Origin of the sequence: Aeromonas bivalvium, assembly GCF_046078285.1 — a bacterium.
In the GTDB taxonomy this organism is placed as follows: Bacteria; Pseudomonadota; Gammaproteobacteria; order Enterobacterales; family Aeromonadaceae; genus Aeromonas; species Aeromonas bivalvium.
Window position 1 is genome coordinate 288,401 of sequence record NZ_JBGXBV010000005.1, and the last position, 14,078, is coordinate 302,478.

Sequence of the window (14,078 nt, forward strand, 5' to 3'; positions counted from 1 at the left end):
AACTTACCTCTCGGGTTGACGCAATTCAGGGGGCACATGCAGGGGCGCCAGCGGGCCGGGTTTCTTGCCCCGTCCGGCCTGGTAGGCCTGCAACTGCAATACATGGTTCAGGACATAGGCCACGGCGGTATAGAGACCGGCAGGCACCTCCTGATCTATCCGGGTCGAGTAGTAGATGGCCCGGGTCAGCTCCGGCAGGCTCATCACCATCTTGTCGTGCTGCCTGGCCACCTGCCGGATCCGGTCCGCCATGCCGTCCACCCCCTTGGCAATCACATAGGGGGCATTGGCGCGGGCGGGATCATACTTGATGGCCACCGCGTAGTGGGTCGGGTTCACCACTATCACATCGGCCTGGGGCACCCGCTTCTCGATGCGGGCCCGGGCCAGCATGCCCTGCACCTGGCGGATCTTCGCCTTGATCTCGGGCCGCCCCTCGCTGTTCTTGTGTTCATCCTTGACCTCCTGCTTGGTCATGCGTAGCTGCTTTTGCATCGACCAGCGCTGATAGGGCACATCGAGCAGGGCGATCAGCATCTGGACGGCGCCGAGCAGGATGAAAGCCTGGGAGAGGATCCCCAGGGCCTGCTCCAGCGCCATCTGGGGCGGCATGCGGTTCATCTGCAACAGGGTCGGCCATTGATACTGCAATAACAGGGCCAAGGTTGAACCGATCAGCACCACTTTGAGGATGGACTTGAGCAACTCCATCAGGCTGTGGCTGGAGAACATCCGCTTGAGCCCCTTGAGCGGGTTGAGCTTCTCGCCGCTTGGCAGCACCTTCTTCCAGGTGAACACCATGCCCCCCGGCACCAGGCTGACCAGGATCAGCATCAAGGCCAGGAAACCGAACAGGGGCAGCAGGGCCAGCAACATGCCGAGCAGGGCCTCGCCGGTCCAGCTCATCATCATCTGGGGATCCCGTGCCCCCTGCCAGTCGAAGCGGATGGGGCGCTTCATCAGCTCGGCGAAGAAGCCGCCAAGCCCGGGTACCATCCATTGCAGCGCCAGGCCACCGAGCAACAGGAGCCCCGCCGAGCTCATCTCCCGGGAACGGGCGATCTGCCCCTCTTGCCGCGCCTTGCGCAGCTTCTGGCTGGAGGCCTGCTCGGTTTTGTCCTGGGCGCTCCCCTGACTCATCCCGCGCTCAATCCTTGCAGCAGCGCCAGCACATGGCTGACCAGGTCGAGATAACGGGCCGGCACCCCGCTGATGGAGAGCGCCAGGGTCAAGAGCCCCAGCAACAGGGTCATGGGGAACCCCAGGGAGAAGATGTTGAGAGAGGGGGCGGTGCGGTTCATCACCCCGAACGTGAGGTTGACCATCAGCATGGCCACCACGGCGGGCAGGGTCAGGATCAGGGCGGCCCCTATGCTCCAGCCAAACAGGCCGACGACCCCCTTGAGATCGAGCTGATAGAGGGAGGCACCGGGGGGCCAGTTGCGCAGGCTCTGCACCAGCACCTCCAGCACCACCAGATGGCCGTTGAGGCCGAGGAACAGCAGGGTCGCGAAGATGAGCATGATCTGGCTGATGATGGGAGCGGACTCGCCGTTGCTGGGATCATTCATCACCGCCATGGCCAGGCCCATCTGCATCGACAGTATCTGGCCCGCCATGGTCATCACCATGAACAGCATCTGGACGCAGAGCCCGAACAGCAGGCCGAACAACAGCTGCTCCAAGGCAATCAGGATGGCCTGCACCGAGAAGGGGTCGATCAACGGCATCCCCTTGAGCATGGGGGCCAGCAGCAGACTGAGCAGAAAGGCGAGCAGCAAGCGGACCTGGGGTGGCACCCGGCCATCGCCGAAGAAGGGCATCACCCAGAAGGCGGCGCCGATGCGAATGAAGGGCCACCACCACTGTCCCAGCCAGGCCGTCAGTTCGGCCGCACTGACCGAGATCAGCGAGTTCATCCAATCAGCCCGGGGATCTTGGCGAAGAGCTCATCAAACAGGGTGGTCACCTGGGCCAGCAGCCAGTGGCCGGTAAAGATCAGGGTCAGCAGGGTCACGATGAAACGGGGCAGGAAGCTGAGGGTCTGCTCCTGGATCTGGGTCGCCGCCTGGAACACGCTCACGATGAGGCCGACCACCAGGCCCGGTACCACCAGCACGGACACCATGATCACCACCAGGTTCACGGCCCCGCCCACCAGGGAGACGCTCTGCTCGGGGGTCATGGCTAGCCCCCCCCACCGAAGCTGGCGGCCAGGGTACCGACCGTCATGGACCAGCCATCCACCAGCACGAACACCATCAGCTTGAAGGGCAGCGAGATGATGAGGGGCGAGAGCATCATCATCCCCATGGCCATCAGCACGCTGGCGACCACCAGATCGATCACCAGGAAGGGGATGAACAGCATGAAGCCTATCTGGAAGGCGGTATTGAGCTCACTCAGGACAAAGGCGGGCAGCAGCACGCCGAAGGGCACCTGCGCCTTGGTGAGGGTGGTTGGCTCCCCCGAGATCCGCAGCATCTGCTCCAGATCCGGCTCCCGGGTCTGGGCCAGCATGAAGCGGCGCAGGGGCTGCTCGGCCCGGCTGACCCCCTCGGACAAGGAGATCTCGTCCTGGTCATAGGGCACGAAGGCGTGCTCGTACATCTCGGTCCAGACCGGTCGCATGATGACCAGGGTCAGGATCAGGCTGATGCCGATCAGCACCCGGTTAGGCGGGCTCTGCTGCAGACCCAGAGCCTGGCGCAAGATGGCCAGCACTATGATGATGCGGGTGAAACTGGTCATCATCAGCAACAGGGTCGGCAACAGCCCCAGCAGAGTCATGAAGAAGAGGATCTGCAACTTGATGTTGTAGTCCTCCCCCCCATCCGCCCCGGGGGCCACCGAGAAGAGGGTCATGTCCGCGCCAAGGCTCGGCAGGGCGACGAACAGCAGCAGCGGCAGCAGGGCGCGCATCAGTCGTCCATGCCACCCAGCAGCTTGGTATCGACCACGTCCACCAGACGCAGGCCGTACTTGCCATTGACCACCACCACCTCGCCCCGGGCCAGCAACTTGCCATTGACCCTCACATCCAGCGGTTCACCGGCCAGCTTGTCCAGCTCGATGACGGCGCCCTCCTCGACCCGCATCAGGTCGCCCAGGGGCACCTCGGCGCTGGCCACCTCCAGGGTCACCTTGACCGGGATCTGGCGAAAGAAGGAGAGATCCCTCGGCTTGCCATTACCGGTCGGCGCCTGGTAATCGGCCGCGCTCGGCATGCCGAGTTCGTCATCAAACAGCTGATCCAGGCCGTCGAGGTCCAGGGGATCATTGATGTTGTGTTCGTTCATCTCGTGCTTACTCCTCTATCACTGCCGTCACCTGATACACCAGGCTGCCTTTTTGCTCGGCAATGCGTCCATTGAAACAGGGGCGGCTGCCGATGAGGGCAGGCACCAGTTCGGGCATGTCCAATGCCAGCACATCGCCGACCTGGAGGCACTCAAGGTCGGCTAGGGTCATGGCCATCTGCCCCATCACCACCCGCAGCTGCACCGGCAGATGGGCCAGGGCCTGCGCCAGCTCACCACCGGCTGGGCGCTGAAAGGTCAACTGCTGCTCGGTTTCCGCCTGCACCCACCACAGGCGCCATTGGTGACTGTGCTCCCCCAGACTCAGGGTCGCCTCGCTGGACCAGAGCCCAGGCCCCAGGGGCAGCGCATCGACAGGCACAGGGGCAAGCTGCCAGCCCAGATCCCCAAGCCCCATGCAGGAGGAAAGAATGTCGACCTGGTATTGGCAGAGGCGATGAAGCAGACGCTGCTCCGTATCGCTGAGGCTCTTGGCCTGGCTGGGCTCCTCGTCAGCCTGTAGCTGACCTCCGAAGAAGATCACCGCGAGCCGATAGATGACCGGCGCCGAGATGGAGAAGAACACCCGATAGTCTTCATCGTGGCGAGCCCTGGCTTCGATCCAGAACTGCTGCTCCTCGGGGGGGAATTGGGCGGCGCTGACGAAATCCTGAAACACCAGATCGCACTCGGCGCTGTTGAAGAGTTGGGCCATGCATCCGGCCGCCTGCAGGGAGAAGGTCGCCAGGTGGGCATTCATCTGCTTGAGATGGCCCTGCTTGGCTCGCTCCACACCGAGCAGATCATAGCGAGGAAGCGCGCGCCCCTGCTCGGCCGGCAGCAGCCGGGAGGGTGTTAGCGTTACGCTGCTAGCTGACATTGCGAATTCACCTTAACCATGTACATGCCGCCCTGACCCCATGCCCGGATAGCGGGACGGGCAAGACGAGGGGACCAGTCGAGTTGAAGCGACCAAAATGGGCGGGAACTGTATTACAAAATCGAAAAAGGCGCCATCGGGCCGAACCGGGCCCATAAAGAAAAATCCCGGACCAGAAGGTACCGGGATTCTTGTGGGTAGCATCTACCCTGGAATAAGGTCGGAGTCGGCCTGTAAGCCGGGTTCTGTACCGGGTTGCCCCGGTGACAATCATTCCTCTAGGCCAGCAATCGCTCACTGGCTCCAGCAACCTACCCGCCCCCAACGCGGGCCGCGCCAATAGGGGCCTATTTGGTCTTGCTTCGGGTGGAGTTTACCGTGCCACGAACTGTTGCCAGTCGCGCGGTGCGCTCTTACCGCACCCTTTCACCCTTACCTGATCCCTTGCGGGCCATCGGCGGTTTGCTCTCTGTTGCACTGGTCGTAGGCTCGCGCCCCCCAGGCGTTACCTGGCACCCTGCCCTATGAAGCCCGGACTTTCCTCCCCTCCGCCCGTCTGTCCCGAGGGACACAACGACGAAGCAGCGATTGTCCGGCCGACTCCGAGGCGCGGATTATAGCCTCGCGAGGCGGACGGGGTAAACCGTCAATTCCGGTTTACGGCAATTAATAATGCTCCAGGCCGTATTTGTAGAGGGCGTTCTTCTTCACGCCGTGGATGTCGGCGGTCAGGGCCGCCGCTTTTTTCAGCGGCAGCTCGGCCACCAGCAGCCCCAGGGTGCGGATCGCCTCGGCAGGCAACGCTTCATCCAGCTTGCTGGCACCGGCGACCACCAGCACGATTTCGCCGCGGCAACGGTTCTCGTCCTCCCCCAGCCAGGCCAGCATCTCGGAGGCGGGCAGGCCGTGAATGGACTCGAAGGTCTTGGTCAGCTCGCGGCACACCACCACCTGACGCTCCCCCAGGATGCGGGCAATGGCCTCCACCGTCTCCTGCACCCGGCGCGGAGACTCATAGAACACCAGGGAGCGGGTATCTTCTATGACGGCCTGCAGCCTGTCGTCCCGGCCCTTGGCTTTCGCAGGCAGGAACCCTTCGAAGGCGAAGCGGTCGGTGGGCAGACCGGCGGCGGAGAGTGCCGTGATGGCGGCGCAGGGGCCCGGCAGCGGCACCACCTTGACTCCGGCCTCGCGACAACGGGTGACCAGGTGGTAGCCGGGGTCGCTGATGAGGGGAGTCCCCGCATCCGAGACCAGGGCGACGCTCTTGCCCTCCTTGATCTTCGCGATCAGGACGTCGGCCTTCTGTTGCTCGTTGTGGTCATGGAGGGGGAAGGTCGCCACCGAGATCTGGTAGTGATGCAGCAATATGCCGGTGTGACGGGTATCTTCCGCCGCCACCAGATCGACACGGCGCAGGGTGTCCAGGGCGCGCTGGGTGATATCCGCCAGATTGCCTATGGGGGTGGGGACTATATAGAGGGTTGGGGTATCACTCATGGGATCTCCGAGCGTCCCGACAATTGTGTCGCCATATTGGCCCGTTTACACTATGGGGAACTTCAACACTGGTCGGGGAATAAACTTGAACCGGGTTACAAAGCAGCTAAGTGTATCACGACTCTTCGGCATCCTACTCGCAGCCTTGCTGCTCGCGGGTTGTGCGTCGGAACCCAATCAACCGTCAGGGCAGGAAGGGGGCCTCTCCGCCTTCGCCAAACTGACCCAGACCCCGGATGCCTATCTCGCCAAGGTGGACCCGGCCAAGCCGGACGAAGCCTTCATCTGGCAGACCCTGGCCGCTCGCAGTTATCTGGCTCAGGGCCAGATCAACCCGGCCCAGGCCCTGTTGCAGCAGTTGCAAAAGCAGGCGAAGACCCCGCAGCAGCAAGCTCAGGCCCAGCTGCTGGAGGCTCATCTGTTGCTGGCCCAGGGCAATGCCAACCAGGCCTTGATCCTGCTGGAGGCCAAGCCGGCGGTGGAGCTCGATGGCGACACCCAGCGTGACTGGTATCGTCAGCGCACCGTGCTGCAGCTCGACATCAACAACAAGTTTGGCGCCGCCAAGTCATTGATCCTGCTCGAGCCCTACCTGAGCCAGGGGGAAATCGCCACCAACCACAAGCAGATCTGGTCCCTGCTCAAAAGCATGACCCCCTCCACCCTGCTGGCGCTGGAAGAGGCCCCGGCCCCGGATGTGGTCACCGGCTGGCTGCGACTGGCGGCCCTGGTCAACGAGTTTGGCGCCCAGCCGAGTCAGCTGGCACGCCAGCTCGACGGCTGGAAGCGTGACTTCCCGAATCACCCCGCCCAGCAGGACATGCCGGCCGGTCTCGGCGACCTGGCCAGCACGGCTGGGCTTGCTCCCCAGCAGATCGCCGTCCTGCTGCCCCTGTCCGGCAACCTGGAACAGCAGGGCTCGGCCATTCGCAACGGCATGCTGATGTCCTACAAGGAGCAAGGCGGTCAATACAGCCTGAACTTCTATGACACCCAGACCAAGGCCATCGGCGATCTCTACCGGCAAGCCCTCCAGGATGGCGCCGACATGATCATTGGCCCCCTGCTCAAGGACAGGGTCGACGAGCTGCTCAAGCTCAATCCGGCCGTGCCCGTGCTCGCCCTGAACGAGCTGGACAAGCCTGTGGTCAATGACAATACCTTCTATTTCTCCCTCTCCGCCGTCGCCGATGCGAGCCAGGCCGCCCACTACCTGTTTGGCCAGGGCTATCGCAAACCCTTGCTGATCGCCGCCCAGGGCCGCATCGGCTATGGCAGCATCAAGGCGTTCGAGCAGACCTGGAACGGCCTGAGCCAGGACAAGCCTGTGGTCGCCACCTTTGGCTCCCGCAAGGAAGTGCCCGGCATGGTGAAGAATGCCCTCAGTGGCCGCTCCACCGCGCGGGCCGGCGAGATAGTGCAGCTCAGCGATGAGACGCCCCGCAGCATAGACGTGGTCTACCTGGTCGCCAACAACCTGGAGACCCGGATGGTGAAGCCCTATGTGGATATCTCGGTCAATCCCATGGGCAGCCTGCCCATCTACACTGGACCGCGCGGCTATGACAGCGGTGCCACCGAGGTCACCTCCGAGCTCAACGGCCTGCACATCGGTGACATGCCGCTGATGCTGGGCGAATTCAACGAGCTGCGCGGCAAGGCACAGCTGCTCTGGCCACAGACCCAGGGCGATCTGCTGCGCCTGTTCGCCCTCGGCTATGACGCCATCAGCCTGAGCCCCAACCTGATGCAGATGCGCAGCGTCGGCGCCATGAAGCAGGCGGGCCTGAGCGGTCAGCTCAGCGTTGGCCCGGACGGGGTGATACAGCGTGAACAGAGCTGGGCCACCTATCGGGATGGCTCCCTGCTCGACGCCGCCGGCAACCCCATCGGCATGGAGCAACCCCAGCTCCCCGACACCCCGGAGTCCAGCGATGAAGCACCGGCTCAAACCCCTGATGCAGCGTTGCCTGAACCTGTTTCAGACGACGCAGACACAGGGTCAGCACTTTGAGTCCGCCGCGGCGGACTGGTTGCAGGCCCGGGGCCTGCAACTGGTCAGCCGCAACTACCGCTGCCGCGGTGGTGAACTGGATCTCATCATGCGCCAGGGCGAGACCCTGGTGTTTGTCGAGGTCAGATACCGGGCCGATGACGGCCATGGCGGTGCCGCCGCCTCGGTCACCCCTGCCAAACGGCGCAAGCTCATGCTGGCCGCGCGCCACTATTTGACGCACCATGGCATCAACGAGGCCAGCCAGGCCTGTCGATTCGATGTGCTGGCGTTCGAGGGCAACCAGCCTGACTGGATCCAGAACGCATTTTAAGAGGACCCCATGACAGATCGCATCAAAGAGAACTACACGGAAAGCATTCAAACCAAGATCGCCGCCGCCGAGGCGCTGCCGGATGCCATTCACACCGCAGCCCAGATGATCACCATCTGCCTGCTCAACGGCCACAAGGTGCTGGCGTGCGGCAATGGTCCCTCCGCCGCTTTGGCCCAGCTGTTCATCAGCGAACTGGTCAACTGCTATGAGACCCAGCGCCCCTCCCTGCCCGGCATGGCCCTGACGGCAGACATGGCCACCATCAGCGCCGTGGCCACCGACCACGGCTTCGAAGAGGTGTATGCCAAACAGATCCGCGCCCTGGGTCAACCCGGCGACATCCTGGTGGTCATCACCACCACGGGCAACAGCCGCAGCCTGATCAAGGCAGCCGAGGCCGCCCTCTCCCGCGACATGACCATAGTCGTGCTCGGTGGCGGCGATGGTGGCGAGATGGCCGGCCTGCTCGGTCCGAATGACGTGGAGATCCGGGTTCCCTCCTCCCGTCGGCCACGCATTCTGGAAGTCAACCTGTTGACCCTGCACTGCCTGTGTGATCTCATCGATCAGACGCTTTTCCCGCAACAAGAGGACTGACATCTTGAAAAAGACCATGATAATGGCCTTGGTGACCGGCACCCTGCTGCTGCAAGGTTGTGCGGCCGTGCTGGTCGGAGGCGCCGCCGGCACAGCATCGAGCGTGGGGGATCGCCGCACCCTGAGTACCCAGTGGGACGATCAGGCCATCGAGCTGAAAGCGGCCAACCTGCTGGCCGACAACAAGGCGCTCTCCGCGGCCAGCAAGATCAGTGTCTACAGCAACAACGGTCGCGTCCTGCTGGTCGGTCAGACGCCGACCGATGCCTACAAGCTGGCGGCGGGTCAGACGGTCGGCCGCATCGAAGGGGTGCGCCATGTCTACAACGAGTTGCGCCTGGGCAAGCCGGTGAGCATAGCCACCCGCAGCAACGATTCCTGGATCACCTCCAAGGTCCGCGCCGACATGCTGGCCGCCAAGAACTTCGACAGTACCAAGGTCAAGGTGGTCACCGAAAATGGCGAGGTATTCCTGATAGGCCTGGTGACCCGCAAGGAGGGGGAGCAGTCGGTCGAGATTGCCCGCCACGTCAGCGGCGTCACCCGGGTCATCAAGGCATTCGAATACGCCCAGTGAGCACCCTGAATAGAAAAACGCAGCCCATGGGCTGCGTTTTTTATTGGTTTCAAGCGATCACTTGATGACCTTGAGGCTCGGTCTGCCGCTCGGCCGTGGTGGCTCGGGATCCGGCAGTTCCTGCTCCTGTGCCTGTTCCAGCCAGAGATCATAGCCAGGCTCGGGCGGGAACAGGGTGCCCACACCGTTTTCCCTGGCATGGATGGCCAGAATGGCCGCCATCGGGATATAGACCTGCTGGGATACGCCGCCGAAACGGGCACTGAAGCTGACCGCGTCATTATCCATGTGGAACTGCATCACCGCCCGCGGCGCTATGTTCAGCACTATCTGCCCATCCTGGGCATACTGCAGGGGCACCTGCACATGGGGGATGTTGACGTTCACCACCAGATGGGGCGTCAGATCATTGTCCAGCAGCCAATCGAAGAACGCCCGTAACAGGTACGGGCGACTCGGCGTCATTGTCGGTTCCATGCTCATACGCCGGCGCGGATCTCGCGCTCGGCTTCGGTCAGGGAGGCCTGGAAGGATTCACGCTCGAACAGACGAACCATGTAGGCTTTCAGCTCTTTCGCGCCACGGCCACCCAGATCGATGCCCAGACTCGGCAGACGCCACAGCAAGGGAGCCATGTAGCAATCGACCAGACCGAACTCTTCGCTCATGAAATAGGGCATTTCGCCGAAGATGGGCGCGATGGCCAGCAGGTTGTCCCGCAGCTCGTTGCGTGCCGCCTCGACGTCGTTACCCGCCAGGATCTTGTCGGCCAGCGAGTACCAGTCCAGCTCGATGCGATGCATCATCAGACGGCTGTTACCACGGGCTACCGGGTAGACAGGCATCAGCGGCGGATGAGGGAAGCGCTCGTCCAGATACTCCATGATGATGCGCGAGGTGTAGAGCGCAAGCTCACGATCCACCAGGGTCGGTACGGAGTTGTAGGGGTTCAGCTCCGCCAGTTCATCCGGCAGGTTGCTCGGGTCAACCTGGCAGATATCTACGCTAACACCCTTCTCCGCCAGGACAATGCGCACCTGATGGCTGAACATATCGTTGGCACCGGAAAACAGCGTCATTACCGAACGCTTATTGGCAGCTACAGCCATTGAACCCTCCCGTCATTAAAAAGCAGAAACGGCAATGAAGTAGCTTGGACCTCATTGCCGTGCATTATATTACTCGGATCTGGTCGCTTAGTGAACGTCGCGCCAGAATTCCTTCTTCAACAGCACAGTGAAGATGAAGAAGATAGCGATAAAACCCAGCACCCAGAAGCCCATGCGTTCGCGCTCCAGTTTGACCGGCTCAGCCGAGTAGACCAGGAAGTTTACCAGATCCAGCACCGTCTGATCATACTCTTCGTTCGTCATTTCACCATTGCCGTCGGATTTGATGCCGACAACCTCGTGCACCTCCTGGCCATCGACCAGGCGGGTCTCCTGTTCCAGACGCGGCGTACCCTGGAGCGGTTCCAGCACGTGGGGCATGCCCACGGACGGAAACACCAGGTTGTTCACCCCGAACGGACGGGTCTCGTCCACGTAGAAGGAGCGCAGGTAGGTGTAGATCCAGTCAGCACCACGCACTCGGGCCACCAGGGTCAAGTCCGGCGGCGGGGCACCGAACCAGCGGGCCGCATCCTTCTCGGCGATGGAGCTCTTCATCAGATCCCCCACCTTGGCGCCGTTGAAGATGAGGTTCTCCCGCATCAAGTCCTCGGGAATATCCAGATCCGCGGCCACACGGTTGTAACGCTGGTACTGGGTCGAGTGGCAGCCGGCGCAATAGTTCATGAAGGTGGTGGCACCGCGCTGCAGGGACGCCTTGTCACTCAGATCATAGTGAGCCGTGTCCAGCGGCACGCTGGTACCCGCCGCCATGGCCAACCCGGGCAACAGCGCGAGCACAGCAAAGATTATCCTTTTCATTTGAATGTGACCCTCTCCGGCAGCGGCTTGGTGTTTTCATTTTTGCTGTAGAAGAACAGCAGGACAAAGAACCCGAAGTAGCCGAGTGAACAGATCTGTGCGATCAGCGTCAGGGTCGGCGTGGAGGGCAGCACCCCCAACACCCCGAGGATGAAGAAGCAGACCACAAACTGAGCGATGTTCAGCTTGTGCAACATGCTGCGGTAACGCACCGAACGTACCTTGCAGCGGTCCAGCCAGGGCAGCAGGAACAGCACCACGATGGAGAGACCCATCATGATGACACCGAGCAGCTTGTCCGGTACCGCCCGCAGGATGGCGTAGAAGGGGGTGAAGTACCAGACAGGGGCAATGTGCTCGGGCGTCTTCAAGCCATTGGCCACTTCAAAGTTCGGCTTCTCGAGGAAGTAACCCCACATGTCCGGCTTGAAGAAGATGATGGCGCAGAAGAAGAACAGGAAACCGGCCACGCCGATCATGTCCTTGACCGTGAAGTAGGGGTGGAACGCGACGGCGTCCAGCGGCCAGCCGTTCTCATCCTTGTGCTTCTTGATGTCGATGCCATCCGGGTTGTTGGAGCCTACCTCGTGCAGCGCCAGGATGTGCATGGCCACCAGCAGCACCAGCACCAGCGGCAAGGCGATGACATGGAGCGCAAAGAAGCGGTTCAGGGTAGCCCCCGAGATGACGTAGTCCCCCCGGATCCACAGGGTCAGATCGTCGCCGATGACCGGAATGGCACCAAACAGCGAGATGATGACCTGGGCACCCCAGAAGGACATCTGGCCCCAGGGCAACAGGTAGCCCATGAAGGCTTCTGCCATCAGCACCAGGAAGATCAGCATGCCGAAGATCCACAGCAGCTCGCGGGGTTTCTGGTAAGAGCCGTAGATCAGACCACGGAACATATGCAGATAGACCACCACGAAGAAGGCGGAGGCGCCGGTGCTGTGCATGTAGCGCAGCAGCCAGCCGTAATCCACATCCCGCATGATGTATTCGACGGAGGCAAAGGCGCCTTCCGCCGACGGGTTGTAGTTCATGGTCAGCCAGATGCCGGTGATGATCTGGTTGACCAGCACCAACATGGCAAGGGAACCGAAAAAGTACCAGAAGTTCAGGTTCTTCGGCGCTGGGTACTTGGCCATATGGTCGTTGTACATGGCCGTGAGCGGGAAGCGATAGTCAATCCAGCCCATCAATTTGGCAAACATGGTCAGGCCTCCTTGCCATCGGCACCGACCAGGATGGTGGTGTCGTTGAGATACTGGTACGGCGGGATCACCAGGTTCAGCGGAGCCGGAACTCCCTGGAACACGCGACCGGCCATGTCAAACTTGGAGCCATGACAAGGGCAGAAAAAGCCAGAGCTGACTCCCTCGACCTGCTCGCCGAAGCTGTCCGGCAGATAGGACGGGGAACATCCCAGATGGGTGCAAATACCGACGGCCACGAAGATTTCAGGCTTGATGGAGCGATATCCGTTGTGAGCGTAATCTGGCTGCTGGGGTTCGTCGGAGTTGGGGTCACGCAACAGTTGGTCGTGGGTGGGCAGGCCATCGAGCGTCTGCTTGGTACGATTGACCACCCAGACCGGCTTGCCGCGCCATTCGACGCGAATGAGTTGACCCGGTTCCAACTTGCTGATGTCGACTTCAACCGGAGCACCTGCGGCCTTGGCCTTGGCACTCGGGTTCCATGATTTTATAAACGGCACTGCGGTAAAAGCAGCCCCTACCCCACCAACGGCGACCGTTGACCAGGTAAGAAATCTGCGGCGACCGGTATCAACTGGCGCATTGCTCATCCAAAAACTCTCCCATGTGGACTCCGCGCATTCTTATAATGTCCCTGTTCCCCTGTGACAACAGCGGCGGAAGCAGGAGTTACAATTGTCACAGAAAAATCGAGGAAATTTTAAAGAAAAGATAACAAGTTGACAAGAAAGACAAGCGGAGGGCAAAAACAATAAAGACACAAATTTTTGTCTTTTGTGACGTGAAGTTAGCAATAGCGTGGAAAATGTTACCAATAAAAAAAGCCTGGCGACCGCCAGGCTTTTTTGACACTCGAAAGAGTGAGTACCAAAAGCGAATTAACGCTTGGAGTACTGCGGACGCTTACGAGCTTTGTGCAGACCGACTTTCTTACGCTCAACCTTACGGGCATCGCGAGTAACAAAGCCTGCTTTACGCAGTTCGGAACGCAGGGTCTCATCGTACTGCATCAGAGCACGAGTGATACCGTGGCGGATCGCACCAGCTTGACCAGAGATGCCACCACCGTTAACGGTGATGTACAGATCCAGTTTCTCGGTCATCTCAACCAGTTCCAGCGGCTGACGAACTACCATGCGGGCAGTCGGACGACCGAAGTACTGCTCCAGGGAGCGCTGGTTGATTACGATTTTACCGCTACCCGCTTTGATGAATACGCGAGCAGTGGAGCTTTTGCGACGGCCGGTACCGTAGTATTGATTTTCTGCCATGTTGCCAGTTCCCGATTAGATATCCAGTACTTGAGGTTGCTGAGCAGCATGAGCGTGCTCGGCGCCTGCGTAAACTTTCAGTTTACGGAACATGGCACGGCCCAGCGGGCCCTTCGGCAGCATGCCTTTGACAGCAGCTTCGATAACCATTTCCGGTTTACGCTGAATCAGCTTGTCAAAGCTGATTGACTTGATACCACCCGGGAAACCGGAGTGAGCGTGGTACATTTTGTCGGTAAATTTCTTACCGGTTACGTGTACCTTCTCGGCGTTTACCACGATGATGTAATCACCGGTGTCAACGTGCGGAGTGTACTCGGCTTTGTGCTTACCACGCAGACGAGCAGCGATCTCGGTTGCGATACGACCCAGAGTTTTACCTTCTGCGTCCACAATGTACCAGTCACGTTTTACGGTTTCTGGCTTGGCAACGAAAGTTTTCATTAAGTTAAACCCAATTACCTGTTACAGACCCA

General features: G+C 60.9%; 18 protein-coding genes and 1 other RNA gene. 4 read left to right on the forward strand and 15 right to left on the reverse strand.

The window, feature by feature from the left end:
* Positions 1 to 3: 3 nt before the first annotated feature.
* The 8 genes from flhB to rsmI form a co-directional block, all read right to left on the reverse strand.
* Positions 4 to 1,140 carry a flagellar biosynthesis protein FlhB gene (gene flhB / locus ACEUCR_RS14035; protein ID WP_042001555.1) on the reverse strand — a complete coding sequence of 379 codons (1,137 nt, stop codon included), beginning with the start codon at positions 1,138 to 1,140 and terminating at the stop codon, positions 4 to 6.
* A complete protein-coding gene (gene lfiR / locus ACEUCR_RS14040; protein ID WP_042001552.1) occupies positions 1,137 to 1,919 on the reverse strand; it encodes a lateral flagellar biosynthetic protein LfiR in 783 nt (260 codons plus the stop codon). The genes flhB and lfiR overlap by 4 nt, the downstream gene beginning before the upstream one ends.
* Entirely contained in the window at positions 1,916 to 2,185 is a 270-nt protein-coding gene (gene fliQ / locus ACEUCR_RS14045) for a flagellar biosynthesis protein FliQ (RefSeq protein WP_042001549.1), read from the reverse strand. Before fliQ ends, lfiR begins: the two co-directional genes overlap by 4 nt.
* A gap of 2 nt (positions 2,186 to 2,187) precedes the next feature.
* On the reverse strand, positions 2,188 to 2,922 hold the full coding sequence (fliP, locus tag ACEUCR_RS14050) for a flagellar type III secretion system pore protein FliP (protein WP_042001547.1): 735 nt from the start codon (positions 2,920 to 2,922) through the stop codon (positions 2,188 to 2,190).
* Positions 2,922 to 3,299 carry a lateral flagellar motor switch protein LfiN gene (lfiN, locus tag ACEUCR_RS14055; RefSeq protein ID WP_042001545.1) on the reverse strand — a complete coding sequence of 126 codons (378 nt, stop codon included), beginning with the start codon at positions 3,297 to 3,299 and terminating at the stop codon, positions 2,922 to 2,924. The genes fliP and lfiN overlap by 1 nt, the downstream gene beginning before the upstream one ends.
* A gap of 7 nt (positions 3,300 to 3,306) precedes the next feature.
* On the reverse strand, positions 3,307 to 4,179 hold the full coding sequence (locus tag ACEUCR_RS14060) for a FliM/FliN family flagellar motor switch protein (RefSeq protein ID WP_392441275.1): 873 nt from the start codon (positions 4,177 to 4,179) through the stop codon (positions 3,307 to 3,309).
* Positions 4,180 to 4,397: 218 nt separating this feature from the next.
* Positions 4,398 to 4,783: RNase P RNA component class A (rnpB, locus tag ACEUCR_RS14065), an RNA gene on the reverse strand.
* 62 nt (positions 4,784 to 4,845) lie between these two features.
* On the reverse strand, positions 4,846 to 5,679 hold the full coding sequence (gene rsmI, locus ACEUCR_RS14070) for a 16S rRNA (cytidine(1402)-2'-O)-methyltransferase (protein ID WP_111873087.1): 834 nt from the start codon (positions 5,677 to 5,679) through the stop codon (positions 4,846 to 4,848).
* Positions 5,680 to 5,764: 85 nt separating this feature from the next.
* Here rsmI and ACEUCR_RS14075 point away from each other — a divergent pair, with 85 nt between their 5' ends.
* The 4 genes from ACEUCR_RS14075 to dolP are packed head-to-tail and all read left to right on the forward strand — an operon-like array spanning position 5,765 to position 9,183.
* Positions 5,765 to 7,693, forward strand: a complete 1,929-nt coding sequence (locus ACEUCR_RS14075; RefSeq protein WP_408790921.1) for a penicillin-binding protein activator — start codon at positions 5,765 to 5,767, stop codon at positions 7,691 to 7,693.
* Positions 7,614 to 8,006 carry a YraN family protein gene (locus ACEUCR_RS14080; RefSeq protein ID WP_084205560.1) on the forward strand — a complete coding sequence of 131 codons (393 nt, stop codon included), beginning with the start codon at positions 7,614 to 7,616 and terminating at the stop codon, positions 8,004 to 8,006. Before ACEUCR_RS14075 ends, ACEUCR_RS14080 begins: the two co-directional genes overlap by 80 nt.
* Positions 8,007 to 8,015: 9 nt before the next feature.
* Positions 8,016 to 8,606 carry a D-sedoheptulose-7-phosphate isomerase gene (locus tag ACEUCR_RS14085; protein ID WP_042001540.1) on the forward strand — a complete coding sequence of 197 codons (591 nt, stop codon included), beginning with the start codon at positions 8,016 to 8,018 and terminating at the stop codon, positions 8,604 to 8,606.
* Between the two features lie 16 nt (positions 8,607 to 8,622).
* A complete protein-coding gene (gene dolP, locus ACEUCR_RS14090) occupies positions 8,623 to 9,183 on the forward strand; it encodes a division/outer membrane stress-associated lipid-binding lipoprotein (RefSeq protein ID WP_374704014.1) in 561 nt (186 codons plus the stop codon).
* A 57-nt stretch (positions 9,184 to 9,240) separates the two neighbouring features.
* Here dolP and ACEUCR_RS14095 read toward each other — a convergent pair whose 3' ends face one another.
* From ACEUCR_RS14095 to rplM, 7 genes are all read right to left on the reverse strand, one after another.
* Positions 9,241 to 9,666: a ClpXP protease specificity-enhancing factor gene (locus ACEUCR_RS14095; RefSeq protein WP_042001538.1), complete on the reverse strand. Its 426-nt coding sequence runs from the start codon at positions 9,664 to 9,666 to the stop codon at positions 9,241 to 9,243.
* Entirely contained in the window at positions 9,663 to 10,292 is a 630-nt protein-coding gene (sspA, locus tag ACEUCR_RS14100) for a stringent starvation protein SspA (RefSeq protein ID WP_042001535.1), read from the reverse strand. The genes ACEUCR_RS14095 and sspA overlap by 4 nt, the downstream gene beginning before the upstream one ends.
* Before the next feature lie 87 nt (positions 10,293 to 10,379).
* Positions 10,380 to 11,114: a cytochrome c1 gene (locus ACEUCR_RS14105; protein WP_042001532.1), complete on the reverse strand. Its 735-nt coding sequence runs from the start codon at positions 11,112 to 11,114 to the stop codon at positions 10,380 to 10,382.
* The gene (locus tag ACEUCR_RS14110) at positions 11,111 to 12,328 is read right to left on the reverse strand and encodes a cytochrome b (protein WP_042001529.1); all 1,218 of its coding nucleotides are present in this window, start codon (positions 12,326 to 12,328) and stop codon (positions 11,111 to 11,113) included. The genes ACEUCR_RS14105 and ACEUCR_RS14110 overlap by 4 nt, the downstream gene beginning before the upstream one ends.
* Before the next feature lie 2 nt (positions 12,329 to 12,330).
* Positions 12,331 to 12,921 (reverse strand): ubiquinol-cytochrome c reductase iron-sulfur subunit, encoded by a 591-nt coding sequence (gene petA, locus ACEUCR_RS14115; RefSeq protein ID WP_042001526.1) that lies wholly within the window; start codon positions 12,919 to 12,921, stop codon positions 12,331 to 12,333.
* Positions 12,922 to 13,209: 288 nt separating this feature from the next.
* Entirely contained in the window at positions 13,210 to 13,602 is a 393-nt protein-coding gene (gene rpsI, locus ACEUCR_RS14120; RefSeq protein WP_005336286.1) for a 30S ribosomal protein S9, read from the reverse strand.
* A gap of 15 nt (positions 13,603 to 13,617) precedes the next feature.
* Positions 13,618 to 14,046 carry a 50S ribosomal protein L13 gene (gene rplM / locus ACEUCR_RS14125; RefSeq protein ID WP_005336289.1) on the reverse strand — a complete coding sequence of 143 codons (429 nt, stop codon included), beginning with the start codon at positions 14,044 to 14,046 and terminating at the stop codon, positions 13,618 to 13,620.
* Positions 14,047 to 14,078: the final 32 nt, after the last annotated feature.